At 68.3% G+C, this 18,806-nt stretch carries 16 protein-coding genes; 10 read left to right on the plus strand and 6 right to left on the minus strand.

Annotated elements, in window-relative coordinates:
* Positions 1-13 precede the first annotated feature (13 nt).
* The 4 genes from CFE50_RS08615 to CFE50_RS08630 all read right to left on the minus strand — a co-directional run bounded on the left by CFE50_RS08615 (position 14) and on the right by CFE50_RS08630 (position 2,043).
* A complete protein-coding gene (locus tag CFE50_RS08615; protein WP_286732745.1) occupies positions 14-370 on the minus strand; it encodes a YajD family HNH nuclease in 357 nt (118 codons plus the stop codon).
* A 153-nt stretch (positions 371-523) separates the two neighbouring features.
* Positions 524-955 carry a carboxymuconolactone decarboxylase family protein gene (locus tag CFE50_RS08620; protein WP_286732747.1) on the minus strand — a complete coding sequence of 144 codons (432 nt, stop codon included), beginning with the start codon at positions 953-955 and terminating at the stop codon, positions 524-526.
* Positions 956-958: 3 nt separating this feature from the next.
* A complete protein-coding gene (locus CFE50_RS08625; protein WP_241809862.1) occupies positions 959-1,597 on the minus strand; it encodes an FMN-dependent NADH-azoreductase in 639 nt (212 codons plus the stop codon).
* A complete protein-coding gene (locus CFE50_RS08630) occupies positions 1,594-2,043 on the minus strand; it encodes a GNAT family N-acetyltransferase (RefSeq protein ID WP_286732749.1) in 450 nt (149 codons plus the stop codon). Before CFE50_RS08630 ends, CFE50_RS08625 begins: the two co-directional genes overlap by 4 nt.
* An 86-nt stretch (positions 2,044-2,129) precedes the next feature.
* Here CFE50_RS08630 and pdxR point away from each other — a divergent pair, with 86 nt between their 5' ends.
* The 7 genes from pdxR to CFE50_RS08665 all read left to right on the plus strand — a co-directional run bounded on the left by pdxR (position 2,130) and on the right by CFE50_RS08665 (position 13,788).
* A complete protein-coding gene (gene pdxR / locus CFE50_RS08635; protein ID WP_286732751.1) occupies positions 2,130-3,530 on the plus strand; it encodes a MocR-like pyridoxine biosynthesis transcription factor PdxR in 1,401 nt (466 codons plus the stop codon).
* Positions 3,531-3,879: 349 nt separating this feature from the next.
* Positions 3,880-5,511, plus strand: a complete 1,632-nt coding sequence (locus CFE50_RS08640; protein WP_286732753.1) for a methyl-accepting chemotaxis protein — start codon at positions 3,880-3,882, stop codon at positions 5,509-5,511.
* Between the two features lie 129 nt (positions 5,512-5,640).
* A complete protein-coding gene (locus CFE50_RS08645; RefSeq protein WP_286732754.1) occupies positions 5,641-6,834 on the plus strand; it encodes a DUF2252 domain-containing protein in 1,194 nt (397 codons plus the stop codon).
* Between the two features lie 231 nt (positions 6,835-7,065).
* A complete protein-coding gene (locus CFE50_RS08650) occupies positions 7,066-7,581 on the plus strand; it encodes a sigma-70 family RNA polymerase sigma factor (RefSeq protein ID WP_074584476.1) in 516 nt (171 codons plus the stop codon).
* Positions 7,578-8,531 (plus strand): FecR domain-containing protein, encoded by a 954-nt coding sequence (locus CFE50_RS08655; protein WP_286732757.1) that lies wholly within the window; start codon positions 7,578-7,580, stop codon positions 8,529-8,531. Before CFE50_RS08650 ends, CFE50_RS08655 begins: the two co-directional genes overlap by 4 nt.
* Positions 8,532-8,664: 133 nt before the next feature.
* Positions 8,665-11,061: a TonB-dependent siderophore receptor gene (locus tag CFE50_RS08660; RefSeq protein WP_286732759.1), complete on the plus strand. Its 2,397-nt coding sequence runs from the start codon at positions 8,665-8,667 to the stop codon at positions 11,059-11,061.
* Between the two features lie 114 nt (positions 11,062-11,175).
* A complete protein-coding gene (locus CFE50_RS08665) occupies positions 11,176-13,788 on the plus strand; it encodes an excinuclease ABC subunit UvrA (protein ID WP_286732761.1) in 2,613 nt (870 codons plus the stop codon).
* Here CFE50_RS08665 and CFE50_RS08670 read toward each other — a convergent pair.
* Entirely contained in the window at positions 13,785-14,918 is a 1,134-nt protein-coding gene (locus CFE50_RS08670; protein WP_286732764.1) for an MFS transporter, read from the minus strand. The genes CFE50_RS08665 and CFE50_RS08670 overlap by 4 nt on opposite strands.
* Positions 14,919-15,121: 203 nt before the next feature.
* Here CFE50_RS08670 and cobF point away from each other — a divergent pair, with 203 nt between their 5' ends.
* Positions 15,122-15,883, plus strand: a complete 762-nt coding sequence (cobF, locus tag CFE50_RS08675; protein WP_241809853.1) for a precorrin-6A synthase (deacetylating) — start codon at positions 15,122-15,124, stop codon at positions 15,881-15,883.
* Here cobF and CFE50_RS08680 read toward each other — a convergent pair.
* Entirely contained in the window at positions 15,850-16,395 is a 546-nt protein-coding gene (locus CFE50_RS08680; protein WP_286732766.1) for a GNAT family N-acetyltransferase, read from the minus strand. The genes cobF and CFE50_RS08680 overlap by 34 nt on opposite strands.
* A 103-nt stretch (positions 16,396-16,498) precedes the next feature.
* On the opposite strand from CFE50_RS08680, the gene CFE50_RS08685 reads away from it, so the two are divergent.
* Together CFE50_RS08685 and CFE50_RS08690 are read left to right on the plus strand one after the other, a co-directional pair.
* The gene (locus CFE50_RS08685) at positions 16,499-16,906 is read left to right on the plus strand and encodes a hypothetical protein (RefSeq protein WP_241809851.1); all 408 of its coding nucleotides are present in this window, start codon (positions 16,499-16,501) and stop codon (positions 16,904-16,906) included.
* 88 nt (positions 16,907-16,994) lie between these two features.
* On the plus strand, positions 16,995-18,368 hold the full coding sequence (locus tag CFE50_RS08690; protein ID WP_241809850.1) for a PepSY-associated TM helix domain-containing protein: 1,374 nt from the start codon (positions 16,995-16,997) through the stop codon (positions 18,366-18,368).
* The last annotated feature ends 438 nt before the right edge of the window (positions 18,369-18,806 follow it).

Genomic DNA, 18,806 nt, shown 5'->3' on the forward strand with positions numbered 1-18,806 from the left:
GTCCGCGCTGCCCTCAGTCCTTTTTCAGCAGCCCGGCCAGCCCGGCGAAGGGATTGTGGGTGGCCTGGGCCATCTTGGGCGAGCTCAGGGAGCTGTCGCTGAAGTACTGCTGATCGGTGTAGCGACTGTGCTCGTTGTCGTGGCAGTACAGGCACAGCAATTCCCAGTTGGAGCCGTCCTGGGGATTGTTGTCGTGGTTGTGGTCACGGTGGTGCACGGTCAGCTCGCTCAGGCGCTTGCCGGCGAATTCGCGGGCGCAGCGACCGCAGACGTGGGGATACATCTTCAGCGCCTTGTCGCGGTAGCCGCGTTCGCGCTCACGCTGGGTCTCGGCGAGGATTCGATCCAGCTTCGAGGTATCGGTAGCCATGCTGCACCTGGGTGGTCGGGTAGAAAGGCGCAGTATAGCCTGGCCCGGTCTTCCAAGTGAGCGTCGGCGTCTGGATCGGGCGGTTGATCGCCCAAGCATCCGGGGCGCGCGGCGAAGTCCTGCAATCCGTCTTCGCTGCGGCCCACCGTCGCCTCAGAGGCGCATCCCCACCGCCAACCGATTGAAGGCATTCATCAAGGCCACGGCAAAGGTCAGGTCGGCGATTTCCGCGTCGCTGAACTGCGCCTTGAGCGGTTCGTAAGCCACATCGGGCGCGCCCTTGTCGGCGACAGCGGTCAGGGTCTCGGCCCATTCCAGGGCGGCACGCTCGCGGGCATCGAACAGTTCGCTGATCCGCCAACCGGCCAGACGATCCAGCTTGGCCTGGGTAACACCCGCTTTGCGCAGGGTTTCGGCATGCTTGCCGAGGCAGAAGGCGCAGCCATTGATCTGAGAGATGCGCAGATAGATCAGCTCTACCAATTCCTGGCCAAGCGAACTCTGCGCCAAGGCCTGGCCCGTGGCGATCAGGCCCTGGTAGGCGGCGGGAGATAGGGTGGAAAACGGCAGTCGCAGTTGGCTCATGATTCACTCCAGAGTGGTAGTGGCAGGGTTGGCGAGATGGCGGAAAGGCACCTCGCGGGAGAGTTGTTCACGGGCGCTCGCCAGGGTGTCGGCCACCTCGGCGGGGTCGCCGACCAGGCCCTCCAGATAACTGAAGTGCAGGTCGAACAGCCCGAGCGTGCCCAGGGCATGGCGCATGTAGGAGGTCAGGAAATCCGGCTGCCGTGCGCGTGGCCCGCGGTGATGACCGCCCGAACTGACCAGCAGATAGACCGGCCGGTCGGCCAGCAACCCGCGCTTGCCCTCGGCGGTGGACTCGAAGGTGCGGCCGATGCGCAGCACGAAGTCCAGCCACAGCTTGAGCGCCGCCGGCAGGGTGAAGTTGTGCAGCGGCGTGTTGATCAGCAGCAGGTCACTGGCCTCCAACTCGCCGATGAGGATTTCGGACAGGGCGAATACCGGCGTCTCCGGTGGCGTGCGCCGGGTCAGGGCCTCGGCATAGTCGGCGCTCAGGGGCGGCAGCGGCGCGGTGGCCAGATCCCGCTCCAGTACCCGCAGGCGGGGATAGCCTTGGCGCAGGGCAGCCAGGAGTTCGCCGGACAGCCGATGCCCCTGGGAGGCAGCCGGGCGCGGACTGGCATTGAGGTAGAGAGCGGTCTTCATGCCGGCAGCTCTCCGCTCAGGCGCTCGGCGAAATGCAAGCCGCGGGCGAGCAGGCCCTGACGGAAATAGAAGCGTTGGGCCAGGGGCATGTGCAGCCCGGTATCCAGGATCAGATGGGAGCAGCCGCGCTCCAAGGCCTCGCGACGGACCGCCGCCAGCAGCCGCCCACCCAAGCCATCGCGCTGGCGGGCCGGCTGTACCACCAGATCGTCCACATAGAGGAAACGACCGTAGAGCAGATTCTCCAGCTCGCGATAACCGGCCAGGCCGACCACCTCGCCCTCCTCCAGGGCGGCCAGCAGCCGATAGCCCTGGGCCGCCTGGCGTTGGAGTTGCGCCTGGTAGCGCTCGGCGTCGGCGAGATGGGGGCGCAGCACCTGCATCAGCGCCAGGCTGGCCGGGCAAAGGGGATGATCGGGCGGCAGTGGCTGGAAGGTCAGGGCCATGGTGAGGGTCTCCAGGAAAGATGCCGCCACTCTAGGCCGCCAATGGCCTAGGCTATAGAGCCAAGAAAGCTACAAACGACCAGGCCATGACCCTGAACGCCGCCCTCGACAGCCGCCTTGCCCTGCCGCTCTATCGCCAGCTCTACCAGCGCTTCCGCCAGGCTTTGGACGAAGGCCAGCTGCGGCCCGGTGACCGGGTGCCGGCCGTTCGCGCCCTGGCGGCGGAGTTGAACGTGGCCCGGGGCACGGTGGAGATGGCCTACCAGCAGCTGATCGCCGAAGGCTTTCTGCTGCCCCGCGGTCCGGCCGGGACCATCGTCTCGCCGCAGTGGAGTCGCCCGGCCGTACCGCCACCGGCCGTACCCCCCACGCCGATCGCCTCGGCGACCCATGCCGGCGGCGCGCCGCTGCCCCTGCAGCTAGGCCTGCCGGCGCTGGACGCCTTTCCGCGCAAGCTCTGGACGCGCCTGGCCGCGCGCCAGTTGCGCAGCCAGGGCCTGGAAGGACTGGTCTATCCCGATGCCCGCGGTCACGCCGGCTTGCGCGCCACCATTGCCACCTACCTGGGCCTGTCCCGTGGGATCGCCTGTCGTCCGGAGCAGGTGTTCGTCTGCGCGGGCTATCGCGCCTGCCTGGATCTGGTCGTCCAGACGCTGCTGGCGCCCGGTGACGCCTGCTGGTTCGAGGAGCCCGGCTATTTCATCGCCCGCCGGGCATTGCAGGACGCCGGCCTGGCACTGGTGCCGGTTCCGGTGGACGCGGCGGGACTGGATGTCGCCGCCGGTCTCGCCCGGGCACCCGCGGCCCGTTGTGCCCTGGTCACCCCCAGTCACCAGAGTCCGCTGGGCGTGTCCCTCGCCCTGCCCCGGCGGCTGGCGCTGCTGGATTGGGCGGGGCGGCAGAACGCCTGGATCATCGAGGACGACTACGACAGCGAATACCGCTACCAGGGTAAGCCACTGCCCGCGCTCAAGAGCCTGGACGATGGCGGTCGGGTGCTCTACACCGGGACCTTCAGCAAGGTGCTGTTTCCCGGTCTGCGCCTCGCCTACCTGGTGGTACCGCCCGCCCAGGTCGCCGCCTTCGGTCGCAGCGCTGATCGGTTGCACAACCACGCGCCCCTGCTGCTGCAGGGCACGGTGGCGAGCTTTCTCGAAGAAGGGCACTTCGCCCGCCATCTGAATCGCATGCGCAGCCTCTATCGGCAACGCCGCCAATGGCTGGCCGAGGCGCTGACGAACGCCCTGGGCGACGCGACGCGGATCGACCTGCAGGCCGGCGGTCTGCACCTGCTGGCCCGCCTGCCCCAGGGCGACGATCGCAGCTGGGCGGAGGCTGCCCAGGCCGACGGCCTGGCGGTCCAGGCCCTGTCGCGCTGGTACCTGGAGACGCCCAGTGCCCAGGGCCTGCTACTGGGATTCACCAATGTCGCCAGCGTGGGGGAAGCCGTAGTCCTGGCCCGGCGGCTGGCTCAGCTGGCGCCCTGACCGCTCGCTGTTCGTCTCGGCCCTTCGCCGTCCCGTCATCAGGGGCTGCCCCGAAGCGCAAAAATGTTTATTGCGTCACATAAAACTTTTTCAGGCGCAACCGCTCAAAGACCAGGCTCGGAGGCTCTAGCCTGCCACTCTTGATCGGAAAGCCTGCCTTTTTCGGCACCTAGTCCGCAGGGAGCGGTACGAGCGGAGTCACCTGCGATACCTGCACTACCTGGAGCCACGCTTCCCCGCCGTCCACGCAAGACACGGATTAGTCGCGTTTCCCTCCGCTCGTTCGCGGTACTCCCATAAATGTTGCCCTCTGGGCGTGAGTCGACAACCTGGCGCGTGAGGCCTTCCCATGCTGCAACAGCTGACCATCGCGAACAAACTCAGACTCGGCTTCGGCGCCATTCTGGTCATTATCCTGGCGCTGATCCTGGCGGCCTGGCAGGGCTTCAACCAGGTCAACCAGGCCGTCCGGCAGAACATCCACTCCTACCATGTCCTGCAGGATTCCGACGCGGCCCTGCTGGCGCTGGTCAACATGGAAACCGGCATGCGTGGTTTCGCCCTGACCGGCAAGGAGGAGTTTCTCGACCCCCTGAACAAGGGCGAACAGCAGTTCGCCGAGCAGTTGCAGGAGCTGACTCAGCTCACCCGCGACAACCCCGCCCAGCAAGCCGATCTGACCCAACTGGGTCAGGCCAAGCAGCAATGGAACAACGAATCCGTGCAGCAGATCCTGACGCTGCGGCGGCAGGTCAATGCCGGCACCCAGCCGCTGGATGCCTTGACCGCGCGCATCGCCACAGCTCAGGACAAGGGCAAGATGGACGGCATGCGCGACGTGCTGGCGCAGATCAAGGCCCGCGAGAGCCGGCTGCTGGACAGCCGTACCCAGTCGATGGATGACGCCAAGCAACAGGCCATGGCGATCCTCATCAGTGGCGGTATTCTCGCCGCACTGCTGGCCCTGGGCATTGCCTGGTCGCTGTCACGTACCATCGTGGGTCGGCTGGAGCAGACGGTCGCCATCGCCCGCACTATCGCGGCCGGGCAGTTGGATTCGCCGATTCCCACGGGTGGCCGCGACGAACTGGGCCAACTGCTGGCCGCCTTCGGCCAGATGCAGGACAAGCTGCGCGGCATGATCCAGGGGATCAAGCAGGGCACCGACCAGTTGGTGGCCGCCTCCCACAGCATCTCGGCCAATTCCCAGCAGCTGTCCGCCGCTGCCCAGGAACAGTCCAGCGCCGCTTCCAGCATGGCCGCTACCGTGGAAGAGCTGACCGTGAGCATCAACCACGTCTCGGACAACGCCGGGGAAGCCCACGACCTCTCCAGCCAATCGGGCCAACTGGCCCAGGACGGTGGCCAGACCATCCAGGCCTCGGTGGACAGCATGAGATCCATCGCCGGTACCGTGCAGTCCTCGGCCACCCGTATCGGTGAACTGGGCGAGCACTCCGAGCGGGTGTCCTCCATCGTCAGCGTGATCAAGGGCATCGCCGACCAGACCAACCTCTTGGCGCTGAATGCCGCCATCGAGGCGGCACGGGCCGGCGAACAGGGACGTGGCTTCGCCGTAGTGGCCGACGAGGTGCGCCAGCTGGCGCAGCGCACCACCAATTCCACCCAGGAGATCGCCGCCATGATCGAGAAGATCCAGGCAGCGACCCAGGCGGCCATGAGCGACATGGAAGTGGGCGTGCGCCAGGTCAATGGCGGGGTCGACCTGGCCAACCAGGCGGGTGAGGCGGTGGTCAGTATCAACACCTCGTCGGACAAGGTGGTGCGGGTGGTCAACCAGATCTCCCTGGCCCTGCGCGAGCAGACCGCCGCCAGCCACGACGTCGCCCGCACCGTGGAGCGCCTGGCGCAGATGGCCCAGCAGAACAGCGAAGCCATCGGCGAGACGGTGCAGACCGCGGTGTCCCTGGACGCCCTGGCCAACGACCTGAATCGCCAGATCAGCCAGTTCCGCTGCTAGCGTCAGGCCTCCCCGCACTGCGTCTCCTTCGATCCCGGCACCTGGCCGGGATCGCCTCGCCGAAACACCTCGCAACATTCTCCTAGCGCAACGGTCACAAAGGCGTCTCCCTCAAGGCCTGCGCCCTGCATGAAAACCCCGCGTCCCGCCGATCGTCTCCCCCGCCTCAACCAGCTGCGCAATCTGAAAATGGCCCGTTCCGCCCACGCCTATGTGCGCGGCAGCACGGTGCAGTTCTACGAGTGGCTGCACAGCCAGCCCGGCCGCAATCTGCCCAATGGGCCAGCGGTGTGGATCTGCGGTGACTGCCACGCCGGCAACCTCGGCCCCACCGGCGATCTGCACGGCTCCACCGACGTCAACATCCGCGACCTGGACCAGACCGTGGTCGGCAATCCGGCCCATGACCTGGTACGCCTGGCGCTGTCGCTGGCCACGGCGGCGCGCGGCTCCGACCTGCCGGGGGTGACCACCGCGCGGATGCTCGAAGAGATGATGCGCGGCTACGAGGTGGCCTTCGAAGATGATCTCGAACGCGAGGTCCCGCGCCCCGCTCAGGTCAAGGCGGGGATGCGCAGCGCGGTGCAGCGCACCTGGAAGCACCTGGCCAAGGAGCGCATGGAGAACACCCGCCCCAAGCTGCCGCTGGGCAAGCACTTCTGGCAGCTGAGCAAGGACGAGCGCCAGGCCATCGCCGAGTTGTGCGAGACGCCCGGGATCCATGCCCTGGTGACCTCGCTCAAGGGCCGCAGCCACGACAGCCGCGTCGAACTGCTCGACAGCGCCTACTGGGTCAAGGGCTGCAGCTCCCTGGGGCTGCGCCGCTACGCCGTGCTGCTGGGCGTGGACGACGGCGATGACCAGGACTACTGCCTGATCGACGTCAAGCAGGCGGTAGCCGCCGCCGCTCCGCGCGTGGCCCATGCCACCATGCCCCGCGACAACGGCAAGCGGGTGGTGGAAGGCGCCCGCCAGCTCTCCCCAGCCCTGGGCAATCGCATGCTGGCGGTGCGCATGCTGGATCACTCCTTCTTCATCCGTGAATTGCTGCCCCAGGATCTCAAGCTGGAACTGGACGAACTCAGCGCCCGCGAAGCCATGAGCGCCGCGGCCTACCTGGCCCGGGTGGTCGGCCGCGCCCACGCCCGGCAGATGGACCTGGCCACCCGCGTCGAGTGGATGAGCGATCTGCAGCGCAATCGCACCCGCACCCTGGATGCCCCCTCCTGGCTGTGGAGCAGCGTGGTGCAACTGGTGGGCGCCCATGAAATGGGCTATCTGGCCCACTGCCGCGCCTATGCCCTGGAGCATGCGCAGGACTGAGGCCACCGTGAGACCGGCCCGAGGCTAACCGCCTCGGGCCGCGCTTTTCGCTCCCGCCCCTTCCCCGCCGCCTGCCCGGTCCAACCCGGGAGCGGCAGGCGGCGCCCACCTGACCCTCAGCCACCTGCCCGCCTCGTCGATCCGCTTGATCACGCATTGTGCGACCTTCAGCCTTTAAATAAAATGAGACGCTTTATCATTTAAGACCGGCGCTCGCGCCAAGGATCTTCCATGCGCCCTGCCCTGTCTTCCGGCTCGCCCACCGTCGCCCTGGATCGGCTCTATCGCGATCATCACGGCTGGCTCAGCGGCTGGCTGCGCGGGCGGCTGGGCAACGCGCCAGATGCGGCGGACATCGCCCAGGACACCTATCTGCGCATCCTCAGCTCCGGACGGCTGCCGCTGCGTGAGGACTCGCGGCGCTATCTGGTGCAGGTGGCCAAGGGGCTGGTGATCGACCTCTGGCGACGCCAGGAGGTGGAGCGCGCCTATCGCGAAGCCATCGCCCATCTGCCTGAGGCCCAGGTGCCTTCGCCAGAGACGCACTGGCTGATCGTCGACGCCCTGCTGCGCATCGATGCCATGCTCGACGGCCTGCCCGGCCCGGTACGGGAGGCCTTTCTGCTGGCGCAATTCCAGCGGTTGACCCTGGCCGAGATCGCCGTGCGGCTGGATCTGGCGGTGATCACCGTACGCCGCTACATCCAGCGCGCCCTGGTGGCTTGCCTGGTGGCCGGCGAAGCATGAATCCGCCCGCGCCGCAGTTGCTCAAGGAAGCGGCCGAGTGGCTACTCGCGCTGAACTTCGATGACACCGACGAGGCGCAGCGCCAGGCCTTCGAGCGCTGGCGGGCGCAGAGCGAGGCCCATCGCGCGGCCTGGGCACGGGCCGAGCGGGTCATGGGTACCTTCGCCAGCGTTCCGCTGGATATTGGCCAGCAGGCGCTACGCCGCGCAGGTGCCCGGGCCCTCAGCCGGCGGCGCACCCTGCGCCTGCTCACCGCCCTGCTGGTGGGAGCTCCCAGCGGCTGGCTGGCCCTGCGCACCCTGCCGTGGGATGCGCCGGGCGCCGAACTGACGACCGCCATCGGCGAGCGGCGCTCACTGGTGCTCGCCGATGGCAGCCAATTGGTGCTGAACAGCGACTCCGCCCTGGACGTGCGCTTCGACGAAGGCATCCGTCGCCTGCACCTGCGACGGGGCGAGGTACTGGTGACCACCCATGCCGATCCGGTCGTGCCGCGCCGGCCCTTCGTGGTCAGCCTGGCGCAAGGCGAGGTCGAAGCGCTGGGTACCCGCTTCAGCGTGCGACGGGATGAGGGTCTCTGCCAGGTCGCGGTCTTCGCCCACGGCGTGGAGCTGCGTCCGCAACGAGGCACTGCGGTGCGGCTGACTGCCGGACAACAGGCCTGGTTCGATGCCCTCGGCGTGCAGCGCCGCGCCCTGGTGGACGAGGATGCCAGCCTCTGGACACGCGGCATGCTGGTCGCCCACGACCGCCCGCTGGCCGAGGTGCTGGCCGAACTGGGTCGTTATCGCCCTGGCCTGCTGCGCTGCGACCCGGCCGTCGCCGGGCTACGGGTGTCCGGCGCCCTGTCCCTGGACGATACCGATCAGGCCCTGCTGGCGCTGCAACGCACCCTGCCGATCCGCGTCAGCCGCCGCACCCGCTACTGGGTGGCGGTGGGCGCGCCCTGACCGTCAACGACGCCGCAAAAAAAGTCCGCGCTCCCTGAGCACTTTGCCGCGCTCGTCCGGGATAGCTGCAGACACCCTCATGGGGAGCGGTGGCAGCCCGCACCTGGTGCGCTTTAGAGGACGGCAACACGACATGGCAAAGATCCACCGGCAGCAACCCGGCACCCGACGCTTCACTCCACTGATCCTGGCCGTCGCCCTGCAGGGCATGCCCCTGGCCGGTACCGGACTAGCCCTGCTACCCCTGCCGGCCCTGGCCGCCGCGGAGGGGCGTGACTACCGGATTCCCGCGGGTCCGCTGAACGCCGTGCTGGCGCGCTTCGCCGCCACGGCCGGCGTCCAGCTGGTGTTCGACCCGGCGCCGCTGGCCGGTCGCAGCAGTCCGGGGCTGCAGGGCCGCTATACCCTCGACCAGGGCTTCGAGCACCTGCTACGTGGCAGCGGCTATCGCTGGAGCGAACGCGGTGCCGGTATCTACGCCCTGGAAGGCGGCAGCGCCGAGGCCGCCCTGGCCATGCCCGAGACCACCATCCAGGCCAGTGCCGCAGGCGGCGGCGCCGATGTCGGCTACCGGCGTCCTGTCAGCACCAGCACCACGCGCCTGGGCCTGAGCGAACGCCAGACGCCCCAGGCGATCACTACCCTGACCCGGGACCAGGTCGAGGACTTCCGCCTGCAGAGCATCAAGGAAGCCCTGCGCGCCGCCCCGTCGGTGACCGTCGAGCAGACCGAGACCGATCGCACCCAGTTCACCTCACGCGGCTTCGACATCAACAGCTTCCAGTACGACGGCATGGGCATGCCCTTCGTCAGCACCACGCTGGTGGGCGATCAGGATCTGGCGGAATACGAGCAGGTGGACGTCCTGCACGGGGCCAATGGCCTGATGAGCGGCACCGGCAACCCCTCCGCGGCAGTCAACTTCGTCCGCAAGCGGCCCACCGCCGAGTTCCAGGCCAAGCTCGGCGCCAGCGTCGGTTCCTGGGACAACCGCCGGGTGGATGCCGATGTCTCCGGCCCTCTGACCGAGACCGGCAACGTACGTGGCCGCTTCATCTACGCCCACGACAAGGGCCATTCCTGGCTGGACCGCTATGGCCACGAAAAGAACATCGCGGCCGGTCTGGTGGCCTTCGATCTCAGCGACGCCGACACCCTGACCCTGGGCTTCTCCCAGCACAACAGCGACGCCAACGGCAGCTCCTGGGGCAACCTGCCGCTGGCCGATGTAGACGGCAATCCGCTGCACTACGGCCGTCGCAGTTCCAGCATCGGCCAGGACTGGACCTACTGGAATCTGGATACCCAGCGCGTCTTCGGTGAATTCACCCACGACTTCGGCAACGGCTGGCAGGGTACCCTCACGGCGACCGGCGTCACCGAGCGGCAGAACGCCGACATGTACTACATCTTCGGCGTCAGCGGCGACGACGCCACCGCCTTCGGCGATCACTCCGCCAGCAAGGCGCACCAGCTGATCGGCGAGGCCAGGCTGTCCGGTCCCTTCGAACTGTTCGGCCGCGACCACGAACTGACCCTGGGCGCCAGCTACGGCCGGACCCACCAGAAGTTGCGGGAAAAGATCCTCGCCGAGGACGGCTACTACCCTACTACCCTCTCCGGCTCCCTGGCCGGCGTTCCCGAGCCGTCGCTGCAATACACCGACGACATCGGCCATACCCAGGACTTCACTGATCGCCAGAAGAGCCTGTTCGCCGGTGCCCGCTTCAATCTGATCGACGACCTGCACTGGATCGTCGGTGCGCGGATGCTCAGCGCCGATGCCAGCGGCCTGAGCTACGGTGACGACTACTACACCCGCGCCCATGGCGAGGTCACCCCCTACACCGGCCTGGTCTACGACCTGAGCCCGCAATGGAGCCTCTATGCCAGCTGGACCAGGATCTTCAGCCCGCAACACAGTTTCGGCCTGGATGGCCGGCTGCTCGATCCCCTGGAAGGCAAGAGCCTGGAAGCCGGAATCAAGGGCGGCCTGTTCGACGATCGCCTGAGCCTGACCGCCGCGGTGTTCAAGACCGCGCAGCGCAACGTGGCCGCCACCTCGGTGCTCGCCGGTTCGCGCTATCTCTACGACACCACCGATTACCGCAGCCATGGTCTGGAACTGCAGGTCTCCGGCGAGGCACTGCCCGGCCTGGACCTGCTGGCCGGCTACACCTATGTCCGCATCGACGACACGGACGGTGAGCGGGCACGCAAATTCGTGCCCAGCCACAGCCTGCGAGGCCTGGCGACCTATCGCCTGCCAGCTCTGCCCCAGGCCAAGGTCGGCGCGCGGCTGAGATGGCAGAGCGGTATCGAAAACGACAACAACAGTCGTATCCACCAGAACGCCTATGCGCTCGTGGATGTGCTGGGCAGCTACGATTTCGACGAACACTGGAGCACCCAGCTCAATCTCAACAACCTCACCGACCGCAAATACCTGCTGTCGCTGTACAACAACGCCACCAGTGGCAACTACGGTGCGCCGCGCAACGCGACGCTGTCGGTCAGCTACAACTTCTGAGCCTGCTGCAGGCGGCGACGAGACCTCTGTCCCGTCGCCCGCCATCGCCCAGCGATCCTTTGCCCCCTGACGCGGTCCGAGTCTGCACGCTCTCAGCTAAGGTTTCCGCCCGTCATGCCTTCTTCCCTCCGTCCCGGTTTCGTCTCCGTCCGCGGTGCTCGCGAGCACAATCTGAAGAACGTCGACGTGGACATCCCCCGCGATGCCCTGGTGGTCTTTACCGGGGTGTCCGGCTCGGGCAAGTCGTCGCTGGCCTTCGGCACCCTCTATGCCGAGGCCCAGCGCCGCTACTTCGAATCCGTGGCGCCCTATGCGCGGCGACTGATCGACCAGGTCGGGGTACCCCAGGTGGAGGCCATCGAGGGCCTGCCGCCGGCGGTGGCCCTGCAGCAGCAGCGCGGCCAGCCCAACAGTCGTTCGTCCATGGGCAGCGTGACCGGGCTGTCCAGCCTGGTGCGGATGCTCTATTCCCGCGCCGGGCGCTATCCCGCCGACCAGCCGATGCTCTATGCCGAGGACTTCTCGCCCAACACGCCCCAGGGCGCCTGCCCCGAGTGCCACGGCCTGGGCCGGGTCTACGAGGTGACCGAGGCCTCCATGGTGCCGGACCCCTCGCTGACCATTCGCCAGCGCGCCATCGCCGCCTGGCCCACCGCCTGGGGCGGGCAGAATCTGCGCGATATCCTGGTCACCCTGGGCTATGACGTCGACATCCCCTGGCGCGACCTGCCACAACAGCAACGCGACTGGATCCTCTTTACCGAGGAGCAGCCCACCGTCCCGGTCTATGCCGGCCTCACCCCCGAGCAAACCCGCGCCGCGCTCAAGCGCAAGGCCGAGCCCAGCTACCAGGGCACCTACACCGGGGCGCGGCGCCATGTGCTGCACACTTTCGCCAACTCCCAGAGCGCCAAGATGAAGCAGCGCGCGTCGCGCTTCATGATCGGCCAGACCTGCCCGCTGTGCCACGGCAAGCGGCTGACCCGGGCGGCGCTCTCGGTGACCTTTGCCGGCCTGGACATCGGCGAGCTGTCGCGGCTGCCGCTGGACGACCTCACCGTACTGCTGCGCCGGGTCGCGGCCGGCGATTTCGACGAGGCGGAGGATGCCCGCGTGCTGGACGCCAAGACCGGCCAGCAGGATCGCGCCCGGCGCAAGGCTGCTGGCGGCAGCGACCACGCTGGCGCACCGGACGTGCGCCGGACTCCCGATCTGTCGCCGGAGAAACGCCTGGCCGCCCAGCGCATGGCCAGCGAATTGCTGGAACGGCTGCAGACCCTGACCCGTCTCGGCCTCGGTTACCTGGCGCTGGAGCGCAGTACCACCACCCTCTCTTCCGGCGAGTTGCAGCGGCTGCGCCTGGCGACCCAGCTGGTGTCCCAGCTGTTCGGCGTGGTCTATGTGCTGGACGAACCCTCTGCCGGTCTGCATCCGGCCGATGGCGAATCCCTCTTGGAAGCCCTCGACGGCCTCAAGGCCCAGGGCAATTCGCTGTTCGTGGTGGAGCACGACCTGGCCACCATGAAGCGCGCCGACTGGCTGGTGGATGTCGGTCCCGCGGCTGGCGAAGGCGGTGGTCGGGTGCTCTACAGCGGTCCGCCCGCCGGTCTCGCCGAGATCGAGGAATCGGTGACGGCGCGCTATCTGTTCGCCGCGCCGCAACGCGGGACCCGGCCACCGCGCGAGCCCCAGGGCTGGCTGCGCCTGGCCGGGGTCACCCGCAACAATCTGCAGAGCCTGGACGCCGCCTTTCCGCTGGGCTGCCTGACCGCGGTGACCGGCGTCTCCGGCTCGGGCAAGTCCAGCCTGGTCAGCCAGGCGCTGCTGGAACTGGTGGGCGCCGAGCTGGGCCAGCGCGCCGCCGAGGACAGTGACGAGGCAACGGAGCTGGAGGCCGATGCCCTGCTCGCCACCACCGGCCAGGTGGTCGAGGGTCTCGGCGGCATTCGTCGCCTGGTGCCGGTGGACCAGAAACCCATCGGCCGTACCCCACGCTCCAACCTCGCCACCTATACCGGGCTGTTCGACGGAGTGCGCAAGCTGTTCGCCGCCACCCCAGAAGCCCAGGAAAGAGGCTTCGATGCCGGGCGCTTTTCCTTCAATGTCGCCAAGGGCCGCTGCCCAACTTGCGAAGGCGAAGGCTTCGTCAGCGTCGAGCTGCTGTTCATGCCCAGCGTCTATGCCGCCTGCCCCACCTGCCAGGGCGCGCGCTACAACCCCGAGACCCTGGAGGTGCGCTGGCAGGGCAAGACCATCGCCGAGGTGCTCGGCCTGACGGTGGACGAGGCCCTGGCCTTCTTTGCCGAGGAAGCCCCGGTGGCGCGAGCGCTGCGGGTACTGGCCGACATCGGCCTGGGCTATCTGCGCCTCGGCCAGCCGGCCACCGAACTTTCCGGCGGCGAGGCCCAGCGCATCAAGCTGGCCACCGAGTTGCAGCGCACCAGCCGTGGCACCACCCTCTATGTGCTGGACGAACCCACCACCGGCCTGCACCCGGCCGACGTGGAGCGCCTGATGCGCCAGCTGCACGGCCTGGTCGACGAAGGCAATACAGTGGTGCTGGTGGAGCACAATCTGCAGGTGGTGGCCGGCAGTGACTGGCTGATCGACATCGGCCCCGGCGCCGGCACGGCCGGTGGTCGCATCGTCGCCAGCGGCACGCCCCGCGCGGTGGCGGACGATCCCGCCAGCCCCACGGCGCCCTATCTGCGCCCCCTGTTCGACTAGCTGGCCAGCGGTGCCAGGCTGCGGCGACAGGCCGCCAGCACCAGCAGGGAAGCCACCGCCGCCAGGGCACCGAACTGGAAGGTGGCGGCGGAACCGAGGAAGTGCCAGAGCGCGCCGGCGATGCTGCTGGCCAGCAACAGGGCGATGCCACTGACCAGGTTGAACAGGCCGAAGGCGGTGCCGCGCAACTCGGCCGGGGCGGTGCGGGCGACCATGGCGGCAAGCAGCCCCTGGGTCATGCCCATGTGCAGGCCCCAGAGCACGATGCCCAGCGCCAGACCGCTCCAGCCGCTGCTCAATGCCAGCGCCAGGTCAGCCAGGATCAGCAGCACCAGGCCCCAGGCCAGCAGCGCGCGGTGACTGACCCGGTCGGACAACGCCCCAAGCGGATAGGCCGACAGCGAGAACACCAGGTGCATGCCCACCATCACCAGCGGCACCAGCGCCAGGGGTACGCCCACCTGCTCAGCCTTGAGCACCAGGAAGGCTTCGCTGAAACGCGCCAGGGTGAAGACGCCGCCGAGCAGCGCCACCTGCCAGAAGGCCGCCGACAGCTTGCGCAGCTGGCTGCGCGTCAGCGGATTGGTGCGCGCCTGGACGATGGCCGCCCTGGGTTCGTCCAGGCCGAAAACCAGCAGGGCCACGGCGATGAAGGCCGGGATCACCGCCACCCAGAACACCGCGCGGAAATCGTTGGCCCAGAGCAGCATCAGCCCCACCGCCAGCAGCGGGCCGAGAAAGGCGCCGAAGGTGTCCAGCGACTGGCGCAGGCCATAGGCGGCGCCACGGATCTCCGGCGGTGTCACATCGGCCACCAGGGCGTCGCGCGGCGCGCCGCGGATGCCCTTGCCGATGCGATCCATGAAGCGCGCGCCGAACACCAGACCGGCACCGCTGGCCAGGGCGAACAGTGGCTTGCTCAGGGCGCCCAGGCCATAGCCCAGCACCGCCAGGCCCTTGCGCTTGCCCAGGTAGTCGCTGAGTACGCCGGAAAAGATCTTGGTGATGAGCGCGGTCGCCTCGGCCACCCCTTCGATAATGCCGATATAGAGCACGCTCAGGCCCAGGCCGGTGGCCAGGAACAGCGGCAGCAGGCTGTGGATCATCTCCGAAGAGATGTCCATGAACATGCTCACTCCACCCAGAATCCAGACCCCTCGGGGTATCCGTCGCCAGCTCGCCGTCATCGTCACGCCCCTGTCCCCCTCGATCCCGTCCATCCCTGCCTGGCGGCAGGCAAACCGGTCGAAACTAGCATGACGATTGCCTGAGTCTCTACGGAAGAGACATCCCCCGTTACACTGGGCGCCGCTCCTTTCCTCGAGGCCACCCCATGAAAACCCTGCTGGTCATCGGCATCGGCGCCGGCGATCCCGACTACCTCACCCTCCAGGCCGTCGCCGCCCTCAATCGCGCCAGTACCTTCTTCCTGTTCGACAAGGGCACGGAAAAGGACAGCCTGATCCACCTGCGCGAAACCATCTGCGCCCGCCACATCCGCCAGGCGGACTATCGCTTCGTCACCGCGCCCATCCCCGAGCGTCGCCGCGAAGGCGACTACCGCCAGGCGGTGGACGACCTCAACGCCGCCAAGCAGGCGCTGATGGTGGAGATGATCGAGCAGGAACTGGCGGACGACGAATGCGGCGCCTTCCTGGTCTGGGGCGATCCGGCGCTGTACGACAGCACCCTGCGCATCCTGGCGGCGATCCGGCGCGAAGGTCGGCTGGACTTCGACTACGAGGTGATCCCCGGCATCTCCAGCGTCCAGGCCCTGGCCGCGCGCCACCGGGTGCCGCTCAATCGCATCGGCCAGGCCCTGGAGATCACCCCGGGCCGGCGCCTGGAGCGCTTTCCCGCGCACCTGGACAGCCTGGTGGTGATGCTCGATTCCCACGAGGCCTATCGCCGCCTGGACGAACCCGGCCTGCACATCTACTGGGGTGCCTATGTGGGCACGGCGGACGAGATCCTTATCGCCGGTCCGCTGCAGGAGGTGGCCGAGGAGATCCACCGGGTGCGCAGCGCCGCGCGTGAAGAGCACGGCTGGATCATGGACACCTATCTGCTCTGTCGGGGCCCGGCGGACGCCTGAGGGTTGTCCAACCGTCGATCCAGATGCAGGGTCTGCCAGGGCAAGGCCGTCTCCCGCACGACGACCTGAAAGCCCTGGTCGAGCCAGAAGGCCTCGGCCCCGGGCAGGAAGGGATGGGTGTGCAGGTAGAGGCGCTCGACCGCGTCGCGCCGCGCCTGGGCCAGCAGCGCCGCGAACAGCCGCCGCGCCAGGCCCTGGCGCCGCTGCCGGGGCACCACGAACAGTCGCACCACCTCCACCACCCGCTCGCCGGGATAGGCCAGCTGGGGAAAGCGCCGATCGTAGGGCCGATAGGCGATGCTGCCGAGGGGCTCTCCAGCGGCGTCTCGGGCGAGCAGCAGGCAGCCACGACCCGCGCCATAGTGGTCGGCGAAGCGCTGTAGATCCCGGGGTACGGCCGTCGCCTCGACCCGGCTACCGAACAGCTCGCGATAGCTTGCCAGCAGAAAGCCCAGCGTCTCGTCATCCGCCACGGAGAGCCGTTCGAGGGTAATGGGTGGCGCTTCGCTCATGGTCCTGTTCGTCTCTCCAGCAGCGGCAGGGGCGCGACATTTCGGCGCAGGTTCGCGCCGGCCGGGCTGTGCGCCGCCTGCGACGATGATACAGTCCCCCGTCATGATAACCGTCCGTTCCCCGCGCGCTTCGCTCGCCTGGATGCTGCTCGCCTGCATCCTGCTGAACGGACTCGTCTGCGCCCTGGGCCATGGCCAGATGCTGGCGCGCTTCACCCTGCCGATCCTGCCGCCGCTGGCCCAGGCACACGAGCATCATCACGGCCTGCACGTCCAGACCGCCCAGGGCGACATGGCCGGCATGCACGCGGGTCTGCCGGGCGGCAGCGTGACGACGCTCTCCCCTACGGGTGATTGCGTCTTCGCCGCCACCCTGTTCCTCGCCACGCTGGCCGCCGTCGTGCTGCAGTGGCTGCTGCGCCCCGGCGATCCTCATCGTCCTCGCTACCAGAGCGCCCTGCCGCCGCCACCGCGCGCACGGCGCTCCACGCTGCATCCCCAGGCGCCCTGACACCCCGGTCGCGGAAAGCTGCTGTCCTCTTTTCCGTAATCCCGCACGCGGCCTCTTGCTGGCCGCGCGTCGCTCCGTGGTGAACGCTATGACTTCGCACCCCTCCACTCCGGCCGCCAAGACGCCGGGGCCGCTGCTGCAGCTGTTGGCGCGGCTGCATTTCCTCATCGGCCTGTTCGTCGGGCCCTTCCTGCTGGTGGCCGCCGCCAGCGGCCTGATCTATGCCCTCACGCCGCAACTCGAGGCCCATCTCTATGCCGAGGCCCTGCATACCCCCAGCCGCGGCAAGCCCCTGCCGCTGGCCGAGCAGATCCATATCGCCCAGGCCGCGGTAGGTCCCACCCTGACCCTGGGCGCGGTGCGCCCCGCGCCGGCCGAGGGCGACACCACCCGGGTGATGTTCAACGATCCGTCGCTGGGCGAGTCGACCCACCGCGCGCTGTTCATCGATCCGGTCACCGGTGCCATCCGCGGTGACATGGCGGTGTACGGCACCAGTGGCATCCTGCCGCTGCGCACCACCATCGACCAGTTCCACCGCAGCCTGCTGCTCGGCGAGCCTGGTCGTCTCTACAGCGAGCTGGCCGCCTCCTGGCTGTGGGTCGCGGCCCTCGGCGGCCTGACCCTGTGGCTGGTGCGTCGCCGCCAGCGCCGCCCAGCTAGCGGCCTGCGCAGCCTGCATGCCAGCACCGGCGTCTGGCTGCTGGGTGGCCTGCTGTTCCTCTCCGCCACCGGCCTGACCTGGTCGCGCTTCGCCGGCGACAACATCGGCTTGCTGCGCGCCCACTACGGCTGGTCCACGCCGGGCGTGAAAACCGCCCTGGGCACCGCCCCCGCGCCGGCCATGGCCCATGACGAGCATGCCGATCACCATGGCGCTATGCACATGGAAAAGGCGCCGGCTCTGGATCCGGCCACCTTCGACGGGGTGCTGGCCAGCGCCCGCGCCGCCGGCATAGACGCCGGTAAGCTGGAGATCCGTCCGGGGCGCAGCGCCGACAAGGCCTGGACGGTCAGCGAGATCGACCGCCGCTGGCCGACCCAGGTGGACGCCGTCGCCGTCGACCCGACCAGCTTCAAGGTGGTCGATCAGGTGCGCTTCGCCCAGTACTCGCTGCCGGCCAAGCTGACCCGCTGGGGCATCGACGCCCACATGGGCGTGCTGTTCGGCTTGGCCAACCAGCTGGTGCTGGCAGCCATCGCTCTCGGGCTGCTGGTGATGACCGTCTGGGGCTATCTGCTCTGGTGGCGCCGCCGGCCCAGCCGCGATCCGGCGCAACCCGGGCTGCTCGCCCTCTGGCGGCAGCTGTCGCCGCTGCCGCGTCTGCTGGTGCCGGCGACGGCCCTGCTGATCGGTCTGTGCCTGCCGGTGCTGGGCGGCAGCCTGCTGCTGTTCCTGCTGCTGGACATCCTGCTCGGCCTGCGCGGCCCGGCACTGCGCACGGAGGCCGGCTCGGCCTGAGCTGGGCTGGGTGGTTGTTGGGCTTCGCCCTGACCTAGTCGTAGCGTGGAAAACCGCGCAGCGTTTTCCACCTGTGCCCACCTCGGACGCGTGGACAAGGCTGCGCCGTTGTCCACCCTACACGCACGCCGCCTCCCGCTCGCACCAACCACCCCCTCTCCCTCTGGGAGAGGGTTGGGGTGAGGGCCCGCCCCAAATCGCAGTCGTAGCGTGGAAAATCGCGCAGCGTTTTCCACCTGTGCCCAAGCCGAACGGGTGGAATGCAGTCTCCCGCCCACACCAAACCACCCCCTCTCCCTTTGGGAGAGGGTTGGGGTGAGGGCCCGCCCAACACCCATCGTCACCCCAGGAACCGCCTCCCAGACCATCCATCGGCACACCCTATCCGACGCTGGCGCACCCCAGCGAGACGCTTATAGTTATCGCAATCCCCATCCT

Source organism: Pseudomonas sp. PGPPP4 (assembly GCF_002256045.1).
Taxonomy (GTDB): domain Bacteria; phylum Pseudomonadota; class Gammaproteobacteria; order Pseudomonadales; family Pseudomonadaceae; genus Chryseomonas; species Chryseomonas oryzihabitans.

What these genes read in the sequence shown, in the direction of transcription:
- CFE50_RS08615 (WP_286732745.1), bottom strand. Translation starts at nt 370, where the DNA reads ATGGCTACCGATACCTCGAAGCTGGATCGAATCCTCGCCGAGACCCAG.
- CFE50_RS08620 (WP_286732747.1), bottom strand. Translation starts at nt 955, where the DNA reads ATGAGCCAACTGCGACTGCCGTTTTCCACCCTATCTCCCGCCGCCTAC.
- CFE50_RS08625 (WP_241809862.1), bottom strand. Translation starts at nt 1,597, where the DNA reads ATGAAGACCGCTCTCTACCTCAATGCCAGTCCGCGCCCGGCTGCCTCC.
- CFE50_RS08630 (WP_286732749.1), bottom strand. Translation starts at nt 2,043, where the DNA reads ATGGCCCTGACCTTCCAGCCACTGCCGCCCGATCATCCCCTTTGCCCG.
- pdxR (WP_286732751.1), top strand. Translation starts at nt 2,130, where the DNA reads ATGACCCTGAACGCCGCCCTCGACAGCCGCCTTGCCCTGCCGCTCTAT.
- CFE50_RS08640 (WP_286732753.1), top strand. Translation starts at nt 3,880, where the DNA reads ATGCTGCAACAGCTGACCATCGCGAACAAACTCAGACTCGGCTTCGGC.
- CFE50_RS08645 (WP_286732754.1), top strand. Translation starts at nt 5,641, where the DNA reads ATGAAAACCCCGCGTCCCGCCGATCGTCTCCCCCGCCTCAACCAGCTG.
- CFE50_RS08650 (WP_074584476.1), top strand. Translation starts at nt 7,066, where the DNA reads ATGCGCCCTGCCCTGTCTTCCGGCTCGCCCACCGTCGCCCTGGATCGG.
- CFE50_RS08655 (WP_286732757.1), top strand. Translation starts at nt 7,578, where the DNA reads ATGAATCCGCCCGCGCCGCAGTTGCTCAAGGAAGCGGCCGAGTGGCTA.
- CFE50_RS08660 (WP_286732759.1), top strand. Translation starts at nt 8,665, where the DNA reads ATGGCAAAGATCCACCGGCAGCAACCCGGCACCCGACGCTTCACTCCA.
- CFE50_RS08665 (WP_286732761.1), top strand. Translation starts at nt 11,176, where the DNA reads ATGCCTTCTTCCCTCCGTCCCGGTTTCGTCTCCGTCCGCGGTGCTCGC.
- CFE50_RS08670 (WP_286732764.1), bottom strand. Translation starts at nt 14,918, where the DNA reads ATGTTCATGGACATCTCTTCGGAGATGATCCACAGCCTGCTGCCGCTG.
- cobF (WP_241809853.1), top strand. Translation starts at nt 15,122, where the DNA reads ATGAAAACCCTGCTGGTCATCGGCATCGGCGCCGGCGATCCCGACTAC.
- CFE50_RS08680 (WP_286732766.1), bottom strand. Translation starts at nt 16,395, where the DNA reads ATGAGCGAAGCGCCACCCATTACCCTCGAACGGCTCTCCGTGGCGGAT.
- CFE50_RS08685 (WP_241809851.1), top strand. Translation starts at nt 16,499, where the DNA reads ATGATAACCGTCCGTTCCCCGCGCGCTTCGCTCGCCTGGATGCTGCTC.
- CFE50_RS08690 (WP_241809850.1), top strand. Translation starts at nt 16,995, where the DNA reads ATGACTTCGCACCCCTCCACTCCGGCCGCCAAGACGCCGGGGCCGCTG.